11 protein-coding genes are annotated in these 8889 nt (G+C 49.7%); 10 read left to right on the top strand and 1 reads right to left on the bottom strand.

Features of this window, described 5'->3' with window-relative positions:
• Positions 1–31: 31 nt before the first annotated feature.
• Complete coding sequence (locus tag E5355_RS15345) at positions 32–454, bottom strand: hypothetical protein (RefSeq protein WP_123486690.1); 423 nt, start codon at positions 452–454, stop codon at positions 32–34.
• Positions 455–457: 3 nt separating this feature from the next.
• Here E5355_RS15345 and E5355_RS15340 point away from each other — a divergent pair, with 3 nt between their 5' ends.
• The 10 genes from E5355_RS15340 (at position 458) to traJ (ending at position 8888) form a co-directional block, all read left to right on the top strand.
• The gene (locus tag E5355_RS15340; protein WP_168354353.1) at positions 458–724 is read left to right on the top strand and encodes a hypothetical protein; all 267 of its coding nucleotides are present in this window, start codon (positions 458–460) and stop codon (positions 722–724) included.
• A gap of 876 nt (positions 725–1600) precedes the next feature.
• Entirely contained in the window at positions 1601–2359 is a 759-nt protein-coding gene (locus E5355_RS15335) for a ParA family protein (RefSeq protein ID WP_136011026.1), read from the top strand.
• Positions 2360–2363: 4 nt separating this feature from the next.
• On the top strand, positions 2364–2780 hold the full coding sequence (locus tag E5355_RS15330) for a DUF3408 domain-containing protein (RefSeq protein WP_123550736.1): 417 nt from the start codon (positions 2364–2366) through the stop codon (positions 2778–2780).
• A 21-nt stretch (positions 2781–2801) separates the two neighbouring features.
• On the top strand, positions 2802–3092 hold the full coding sequence (locus E5355_RS15325; protein ID WP_123550735.1) for a DUF3408 domain-containing protein: 291 nt from the start codon (positions 2802–2804) through the stop codon (positions 3090–3092).
• A complete protein-coding gene (locus E5355_RS15320) occupies positions 3092–3823 on the top strand; it encodes a hypothetical protein (protein WP_136011025.1) in 732 nt (243 codons plus the stop codon). Before E5355_RS15325 ends, E5355_RS15320 begins: the two co-directional genes overlap by 1 nt.
• A gap of 88 nt (positions 3824–3911) precedes the next feature.
• Positions 3912–4220: a DUF4134 domain-containing protein gene (locus E5355_RS15315; protein ID WP_136011029.1), complete on the top strand. Its 309-nt coding sequence runs from the start codon at positions 3912–3914 to the stop codon at positions 4218–4220.
• A gap of 13 nt (positions 4221–4233) precedes the next feature.
• The gene (locus E5355_RS15310) at positions 4234–4551 is read left to right on the top strand and encodes a DUF4133 domain-containing protein (RefSeq protein ID WP_136011024.1); all 318 of its coding nucleotides are present in this window, start codon (positions 4234–4236) and stop codon (positions 4549–4551) included.
• Positions 4548–7055, top strand: a complete 2508-nt coding sequence (locus tag E5355_RS15305; protein ID WP_136011023.1) for a TraG family conjugative transposon ATPase — start codon at positions 4548–4550, stop codon at positions 7053–7055. The genes E5355_RS15310 and E5355_RS15305 overlap by 4 nt, the downstream gene beginning before the upstream one ends.
• 157 nt (positions 7056–7212) lie before the next feature.
• On the top strand, positions 7213–7851 hold the full coding sequence (locus E5355_RS15300) for a DUF4141 domain-containing protein (protein WP_136011022.1): 639 nt from the start codon (positions 7213–7215) through the stop codon (positions 7849–7851).
• Positions 7852–7889: 38 nt separating this feature from the next.
• Positions 7890–8888: a conjugative transposon protein TraJ gene (traJ, locus tag E5355_RS15295; protein WP_136011028.1), complete on the top strand. Its 999-nt coding sequence runs from the start codon at positions 7890–7892 to the stop codon at positions 8886–8888.
• Position 8889 lies beyond the last annotated feature (1 nt).

Below are 8889 nucleotides of genomic sequence, written 5' to 3'. Positions count from 1 at the left end.
TTGTATGACAACGCCCCGTAGAGCGATGAGCCTATCGAGATTTTAGCGACCATTGTTCATCAAACTGCATGGATAACGCCTTGACATCGGCTGTGACTTTTGCCAGATCTATGGTGGCTTTCTCCAGCTTGTAGAGATGTGTCATAGCTTTCTTCTCAGTGAAATTGGCGCGAAGCTCCTTCACAACGAGGTCATAATTTACCCCGATTGTGCGGTACTGGGCGAAAAACTCCGAGAGTTTGGCGCAATATACTGCGAGGGATTTATCTGTGGACAGCACCTTGAAAGGCTTTCCGAAGATAAGTTTTTTTATGAACGTGGCTTTTACGGATTCATCAGCCTTCTCCATCATGCGGGTCAGGCTATCCCATTCGAGGTCATCGAAGCGCACCATGACGCAGTGGGTGCATCGGTTGGGCGACAACGGTCGCCCGGTTTTCGGTTTTTCAGTCATATTATGTATGGATTTTGTGGTGAGTGCATCGCTGTGTACAGACAAACCGCAGGTCAAGTCATGGGATATTCGACTTTGGAGAATATCCTGCATTGCAAGGTTGTTTCGTGGGAACCGGAGTTACCCGAAACCCGAATAGTTACTATTCGGACACCTTGCTATGTCTATGTGGACATCCTTCCTAATATGAAATCCATATTTTCGGTGCCTGTGGTGCCGGTCATACCATTTGGCGGTGAAAAAACGGTGTTCCATGCCTGCGGAGTGTAGATACACCCGTCGATGCTTCCATAAAGTTACAAAAAATCCGGTGCAATTCCTAACTGCAAGAGAGAAAATTTGAAACTTTATGACGGTAGGGATTGCCGTGGGGGCACCGCTGGAAAGTCCGGTGATGCCGTGAGTAAAAAAATCGCATGGCGAAATGTTAAAATTTCAGCCCCGTTTTCGGGAAATCCGGGGAAAAGTGAGGAAATCCGATACCTCAACCTCTATGAGCCAATGATCTGGCAATTTTAAGGGCTTGACAAAATGGAATTTATTTTGTTTCTTTGTGTAGAGATTAGCTCGAAAGCTCGCCTTCAGGGAAGTCAACCTACTTGTTATATAATGAACTTTCCTCCTGAACTGCAAGATTGAAAGCTGACCTGCCAATAACATTCCTCGCCTCTTGGCAAGACTGCAATAAAGGTATTTATACAATGTCCTTCCGAACAATCTATTTTATTTATGATGTACGGAGATTGGTTACTGAACGGCAAAGTATGTATCTTATAATAAAGCGGGCAAACCTCCTGACAAGGAATATTAGAAGCAAACTACCTATCTCTGGTTATACGGACATATAGCCGTGCGGCCATAGTTAGAAAGGAACAATGTTCCGCCACTAAATCCAACACCCAAAATTAAAAAAAGAAAATGACTGACATGACTATCACCTTCCGGCTTACATAGCCGATGCCCTCCTGACGGCGGAGGAAGGTCGCCCATGAGCGACGGAGATAGCCGTACCCCAACTCAAAAGCATAGCCAATGCCGCAGCCTGTTCCCCCCGGAGTATAGACAAGACCGGTCTGCGACGTGTCGAAATGACGCTGACGGCCACTGCTATGCAGTCACCACTACATCCATTTTCAAATTTTATTTATGACAGATCCTAAATTTGTCGCTTTCTCCACCCAGAAAGGTGGAGCGGGCAAAACGACTCTGACCGTTCTTGCGGCGAGTTACCTCTACTATGTCAGGGGGCTGAAAGTCCTTGTCGTTGACTGCGACTTTCCCCAGTACAGCATTGAGGATATGCGTGAACGTGACAAGGAGCTGATAGAGTGCAGCCCCGTGTTCAAAAAGATGTTTTCCGACAATATGCGTCTGACAAAGCTGGCTCCATATCCGGTTTTGTCGGCTCAGCCGGAGAATGCCATGCGCAAAGTCCGTGAGATTATCGATGACTGCGAGGATGAGATAGACATCGTATTTTTCGACCTTCCCGGCACAGTCAACAATCCCGGTGTTGTTTCCATCCTTAACTGTCTGGACATGGTGATTGTCCCTGTCGCCGCCGACAAGGTAATACTTGAAAGCTCGCTCGCCTTCGCCCTGAAAATACAGGAGTGGCTCACGACCGGGCGCACATCGGTCAAACAGATGTATATGCTCTGGAACCTCGTGGACGCCCGCGAGAAGACAGACCTCTATGACCAGTATGAGGCTGTGTTTGAGGAATGCGGGCTTCAGACCATGAAAACCAAGATACCCGACACCAAGAAGTATCGCCGCGAGGGGTCAAAGACCCTTAACCGCGCTGTGTTCCGCTCTACGCTTGTTCCGCCCGACAAAACGCTGCTCAAAGGCACAAGGCTTCCGGAACTTGCCGATGAACTGCTCGGCATATTAAACCTGTGAGCCTATGTCAAAGGTTTATGAGCCACAAATCGACCCGGAGGAATTTATCAGGACATTCCGGGATGAGCCATCCGGTCTGTCATCGCTGAAAAGGAAAAGCGCGTCCAAACAGCAAGAACAGGCTAACCCACAGCCGGTGGCAGGCGAAGGTGACGGAGCAAGCCCCGGAAATACCACTGTACAGGCTAAAAACTCCGAAAGGGAACGGCTGTATATGGAACGCTTCGTGCGCAATATGCGCTATATGTGGCCGGAAGATAAATTCCAAGTGTCGGAAATCGATCCTGAATTTATCTGGAAGATACGCCGGATACTATTCCACAAGAAAAAGGGTAAGGTCTGCTCCATAAAAGCCTATATCAACAATGTGCTTGCCGCGCATTTTGAGGAATTCGCAGATATTATCGACCCTATTTTATAACCCAATACATTCATAAGAATCATGAAAAAATCCCAATCACGAGTAGTCACCACTATCGAGGTGGCTGAAATCCCCGATGGCGCGGAAGAACGCTATATTGAGCGTTTTCTCTCGCCGCACATCTTGATGTCCAACAGGAAGGTGTATATCTATCCCGAAGTTCATGCCGCCCTGTCGCGCATGGTAAAGGGTCTTGACAGACCCGGAGTGTCAATCGGCTCCTATGCCTCGGAAATCATACTTGAGCATATTGCCCGCAACAATGCGGTGATGCGCAGTGTCCATGAACATAACCATAAAGACCTGTTCTGATGGAAACGGCACTTATAATCGCTCTGCTGGCGAGTAACCTGTGGCTTATCCGCAGGGTGCTGACAAAGCCCGACTCAGCAAAGCCGGTAAAGGAAACGCCATTGCCTGACCCCGCTAAGGCTGCCGACACAGAGGCGGAAGCCGAAAATGACAGTATTGTCGGCAAAAGCACTTTTGACATCAACGAGTTCAAGGAGGTGTTCCGCGAGGCTGCGAAAGAAGCAGCCAAAGAGGTAATACCGCTTATCATCAAGGAGTACGGCAAACCCTCGGATGCCGGTTTTCCCGATGAACCGGAGGAAAAGTCCTCGGCGCAAATCCCGGTGGAGAAACTCGACGAAGTTTTTGCCACACACTCTGCAAGCGAACTTACAGGCGATGAAATCCCGTCGGAGGAACCCAGAGCCGGAGGCAGTGATTTCAACGAAATCAGTACAGCGGTAAATGTTCTGAAGGGTAATTCCAACAATCCCGATGACAAGGAAACCGCCCGCCGTGTGCTGCCCGACATACAAGGCACACAGATTATCGAGAAAATCAAGCTCGATCCGTTGGTGCGCAAGCGCATACTTATGATTGAGTGCCAGCTCCCCGAAATTCCGGGGGAGAATAATACTGCTGACACTCCACCCTCAAACCCGGAGGAAGCGAAGCCGAAAAAGAAAATCGTGTTCCATGCAGACATAGACACAACCGGCATTGACGCTATCGACTTCAATATTCTCCACTGACCACCACTATCCAAATCCACAATCCATCCTAAAAATAAAATTTATGACAAAATCCCTCAAAAAACTCTATGACAGCATCGTAGCGTTTATGAACGCTCCTAACCTCCGTCGCCCAATCGCGGCAATGCTGCTGTTGATGTGCGCCGTCCAGCTGTTCGCCGCCGGCAACGGTCTGGCGGGTATCAACGAGGCTACCTCGATGATGACCTCCTATTTCGACCCCGCGACAAAACTGATCTACGCCATCGGCGCGGTGGTGGGTCTTATCGGCGGTGTCAAGGTCTATGGCAAGTTCAGCTCCGGCGATCCCGACACATCGAAAACCGCCGCCTCTTGGTTCGGTGCCTGTATATTCCTCGTGGTAGCCGCCACAATCCTGCGCTCGTTCTTCCTCTAATCCCACCACGCCAATGGAATATCCTATCAACAAGGGCATAGGCAGGACGGTGGAATATAAGGGGCTGAAAGCTCAGTACCTGTTCATCTTCGCCGGAGGTCTGATAACCGACTTCATTCTGTTCGTGATACTCTATATGTGCGGTGTACAGCAGGGTCTGTGCATAGGCTTCGGTGCCGTGAGCGCGTCGGCTCTGGTATGGTACACCTTCCGGCTCAACGGCAAGTACGGACAGTACGGGCTTATGAAACTCACATCGGTGAAGTACCGCCCCCGCTATATCATCAACCGTCTGCGTGTGCGCAATATAATGAAGGGAGGTCGCAAATGAGAAATACACTGAAAGCCACAACGCTGGAAAGCAAACTGCCGTTGCTCGCCGTGGAACACGGCTGCATCATCTCGAAGGACGCCGATATAACGGTGGCCTTCGAGGTCAGCCTCCCGGAACTGTTCACCGTAACATCGCAGGAATACGAAGCCATGCACGCCGCATGGTGCAAGGCTATCAAAGTATTGCCACATTATTCGGTGGCGCACAAGCAGGACTGGTTCGTGTCTGAGAACTATAAGCCGGAACTGCAAAAAGATAATTTGAGTTTTCTTGACCGCAGTTTTGAACGCCACTTCAACGAGCGTCCGTATCTGGCGCACAAGTGCTACCTGTTCCTGACAAAGACCACAAAGGAGCGTATGCGCCAGCAATCCAATTTCTCCACCCTCTGCCGTGGGCGTATCACCCCGAAGGAACTCAATCACGAGATGATTGTGGGCTTCATGGAGGCTGTCGGGCAGTTCGAGCGCATAATCAACGACACCGGCTATATAACGCTGCGCCGTATGGGTGACGATGAGATAATAGGTACTGACACAACTTCCGGTATTATAGAAAAGTATCTGTCTCTGTCGATGGGTGATGTCAACTGTCTGGAGGATATAGACCTGTCACCGAAAGAAATGCGTATCGGCGACAAGATGCTGTGCCTGCATACACTTTCAGATACTGATGATCTGCCCGGAAAGGTCAGCACTGATAACCGTTATGAGCGGTTATCGACTGACCGCTCGGATTGCAGATTGAGCTTCGCCTCTCCCGTCGGTTTGCTTCTGCCGTGCAACCACATATACAACCAGTATGTGTTTATCGACGACCATGACGAGAATCTGGCGAAGTTCGAGAAGACAGCCCGAAATATGAACAGTCTTTCAAAGTATAGCCGAAGCAATGCCATAAACAAAGAGTGGATAGACCGCTATCTGAACGAGGCTCACAGCTATGGTCTTACCTCTGTGCGCTGCCACTGCAATATCATGGCGTGGAGCGACGACGCGGAGGAACTGCGACGCATCAAGAATGATGTGGGAAGTCAGTTGGCGACTATGGGTTGTATGCCACGGCACAACACCATTGACTGCCCGACACTGTTCTGGTCGGCTATGCCCGGCAACGAGGCTGACTTTCCTGCCGAGGAGAGTTTTTACACTTTCATAGAACCCGCCGTTTGTTTCTTCACCGCTGAAACAAACTACCGCTCTTCTCTCTCGCCATTTGGAATAAAGATGGTCGATAGACTGACCGGGAAACCTATCCATCTGGATATATCCGACGAGCCTATGAAACGCGGCATCACCACCAACCGCAACAAGTTCATACTGGGCCCGTCGGGTAGCGGAAAGTCTTTCTTCACCAACCATCTGGTGCGCCAATATTATGAGCAGGGCGCGCATATCCTCCTGATTGACACCGGCAATTCATACGAAGGGCTGTGCAATTTGATCCACAACAAGACGCACGGCGAGGACGGTATCTATTATACCTACACCGAGGAAAAACCGATTTCTTTCAATCCGTTCTTCACAGATGACGGGGTGTTCGACGTGGAGAAGAAGGACTCAATCAAGACCCTGCTGCTGACGCTGTGGAAGTCGGAGGATGACCGCGTGACAAAGACTGAATCCGGTGAGCTTGGCTCGGCGTTGTCGATGTTCCTTGAAAAAATGGCTAAGGATAAGAATATAGTGCCATGCTTCGACGCTTTTTTTGAGTTTATGCGCGACGATTACCGCGCTGAGATGGCACAGCGTCCTATCCCCATATACAAACAGGATTTCGACATCGACAACTTCCTGACAACCCTGCGCCAGTATTATCACGGCGGTCGGTTTGACTTCCTGCTGAACTCCAAAGAGAATATCGACCTGCTGAACAAGCGTTTTGTCGTGTTCGAGATAGACGCCATCCGCGACAACAAAGACCTGTTCCCGGTGGTGACAATCATCATCATGGAAGCCTTCATCAACAAGATGCGCCGGTTGAAAGGCGTGCGAAAACTTCTTATCTGCGAGGAGGCTTGGAAGGCGTTGTCAACCGCAAATATGGCTGAGTATATGCGCTATATGTTCAAGACAGTGCGCAAATATTTCGGCGAGGCTGTGGTTGTCACTCAGGAGGTTGACGATATTATCTCGTCGCCGATTGTCAAGGAAACAATCATCAACAACTCCGACTGCAAGATACTTCTGGATCAGCGGAAATATATGAACCGCTTTGACCAGATACAGGAGCTGCTCGGTCTGACCGACAAGGAAAAGGCGCAGATACTCAGTATCAATATGGCAAACAGCCCCAACCGGCTCTACAAAGAGGTATGGATCGGGCTGGGCGGAACGCAGTCCGCTGTCTATGCAACTGAGGTATCGCCGGAGGAATACCTGTGTTACACTACCGAAGAAACGGAGAAAATCCAAGTCCTTGACCGCGCCCGCCAGCTCGGCGGTGACATAGAAGCGGCAATCAAACAGTTAGCCAACGAAAGGAGAGAGAAGAATGTATGAAAGTGAAATCCGTCTTAATAAGCATTATTTCAGGAGTATCCTTCTGCCTCGCCCTCCTCCTGACAGTCCCCCTTCATCTATTGGCAGTCATAGCCCGTACAATCGTCGGTATGGCTCACAGAATACGATAAATCCACCACTTTTAATCCGCAATCAAATGAAGCAACTCAAGTTTTTAATCCCCGTGATTGCCCTATGCCTGATGTTAGGCACGGGCAGGGCTTCCGCCCAATGGACGGTCATAGACCCGTCAAACATCGCCCAGAGCATCGTAAACAACTCTAAATCACTCGTGCAGGAGTCGCAGACGGCTACGCACATGGTCAAAAATTTTCAGGAAACCGTGAAAATTTACCAGCAGGCGAAAAAGTATTACGACGCTCTCCAGTCGGTCAATAACCTCGTCCGTGATGCCCGAAAGGTGCAGCAGACAATCCTGATGCTCGGCAATATCTCCGGCTATTACGTCAATAATTTCCAGAAGATGCTGACTGATCCGAACTTCACATCGGCTGAACTCTCGGCAATCGCCTCCGGATACACCCGGATACTCGAAGAAGCCAACGGCGTACTCGGCGACTTGAAACAGGTAGTCAATATCACTACGCTGAGTATGACCGACAAAGACCGTATGGATGTGGTCGATGACTGCTACAAGGAGATGAAAAGGCTGAAGAACCTTACCGCCTACTACACAAACAAGAATATCAGCGTGTCATACCTGCGCGCCAAAAAGAAAGCTGACACACAGCGTGTGGTGGCTCTTTATGGCGACGGCTCTGAAAAATACTGGTAATTGTAATAATCATAATAAAAAATATGATAGCGTTATCAATAGATTTCAACAACCTGCACACGATTCTCCGGTCGCTCTATGACGAGATGATGCCTCTCTGTGAGGATATGGCGGGTGTGGCTCAGGCGATAGCCGGATTGGGCGCGCTGTTCTATGTGGCATATCGCATCTGGCGGTCACTTGCCGCCGCAGAGCCGATTGATGTGTTTCCGCTGCTACGTCCATTTGTGATAGGCTTCTGTATAATGTTTTTCCCGTCGGTGGTACTCGGCACAATCAACTCTGTGATGTCGCCGATTGTGCAGGGTACAGCCTCTATGCTTGAAGGGCAGACACTCGATATGCAGAAATACCGCGAGGAGAAAGACCGGCTGGAGTATGAGGCGATGATGAATGACCCGTCAACAGCCTACCTTGTCGATGATGCCGAGTTTGACAGACAGATAGACGAATTAGGTGTGACGGAGATAGGCACAGCCGCCGGAATGTATATCGAGCGGGGAATGTACAAAGTCAAAAAAGCTATTCAAAACTTTTTCAGAGAGTTATTGGAGATGCTTTTTCAGGCGGCGTCGCTCACAATCGACACAATCAGGACATTCTTCCTGATAGTGCTTTCAATCCTCGGCCCGGTCGCTTTCGCTCTTTCCGTTTGGGATGGCTTCCAGTCAACGCTGACCCAGTGGATACAACGATATATCCAGACTTATCTGTGGCTGCCGGTGGCAGACCTGTTTTCGACAATCCTTGCGAAAATACAGGTGCTGATGTTGCAGAACGACATTTCAGAACTGACAAACAACCCCAACGCAAACCTCGACAGCTCAAATACTTGCTATGTCATTTTTATGATAATCGGCATTATAGGATACTTCACGATTCCCACTGTGGCGGGCTGGATAATACAAGCCGGAGGTGCCGGAAACTATAACCGTGCTGTCAACACCACAGCGATGCAGGTCGGCTCAGGAGCGGCAAGTGTCGGAGGCGCGGTCGCCGGAAATGTCGCGGGCAACGCAGGCAAATTGCTTAAATAAT

The sequence above is a fragment of the Bacteroides muris (ex Afrizal et al. 2022) genome (assembly GCF_004793475.1).
Taxonomy (GTDB): domain Bacteria; phylum Bacteroidota; class Bacteroidia; order Bacteroidales; family Bacteroidaceae; genus Bacteroides; species Bacteroides muris.
Note: the sequence above shows the minus strand (reverse complement) of the source record. Positions and strands in the feature narration are given on the sequence as shown.

What these genes read in the sequence shown, in the direction of transcription:
- E5355_RS15345 (WP_123486690.1), bottom strand. Translation starts at nt 454, where the DNA reads ATGACTGAAAAACCGAAAACCGGGCGACCGTTGTCGCCCAACCGATGC.
- E5355_RS15340 (WP_168354353.1), top strand. Translation starts at nt 458, where the DNA reads ATGTATGGATTTTGTGGTGAGTGCATCGCTGTGTACAGACAAACCGCA.
- E5355_RS15335 (WP_136011026.1), top strand. Translation starts at nt 1,601, where the DNA reads ATGACAGATCCTAAATTTGTCGCTTTCTCCACCCAGAAAGGTGGAGCG.
- E5355_RS15330 (WP_123550736.1), top strand. Translation starts at nt 2,364, where the DNA reads ATGTCAAAGGTTTATGAGCCACAAATCGACCCGGAGGAATTTATCAGG.
- E5355_RS15325 (WP_123550735.1), top strand. Translation starts at nt 2,802, where the DNA reads ATGAAAAAATCCCAATCACGAGTAGTCACCACTATCGAGGTGGCTGAA.
- E5355_RS15320 (WP_136011025.1), top strand. Translation starts at nt 3,092, where the DNA reads ATGGAAACGGCACTTATAATCGCTCTGCTGGCGAGTAACCTGTGGCTT.
- E5355_RS15315 (WP_136011029.1), top strand. Translation starts at nt 3,912, where the DNA reads ATGAACGCTCCTAACCTCCGTCGCCCAATCGCGGCAATGCTGCTGTTG.
- E5355_RS15310 (WP_136011024.1), top strand. Translation starts at nt 4,234, where the DNA reads ATGGAATATCCTATCAACAAGGGCATAGGCAGGACGGTGGAATATAAG.
- E5355_RS15305 (WP_136011023.1), top strand. Translation starts at nt 4,548, where the DNA reads ATGAGAAATACACTGAAAGCCACAACGCTGGAAAGCAAACTGCCGTTG.
- E5355_RS15300 (WP_136011022.1), top strand. Translation starts at nt 7,213, where the DNA reads ATGAAGCAACTCAAGTTTTTAATCCCCGTGATTGCCCTATGCCTGATG.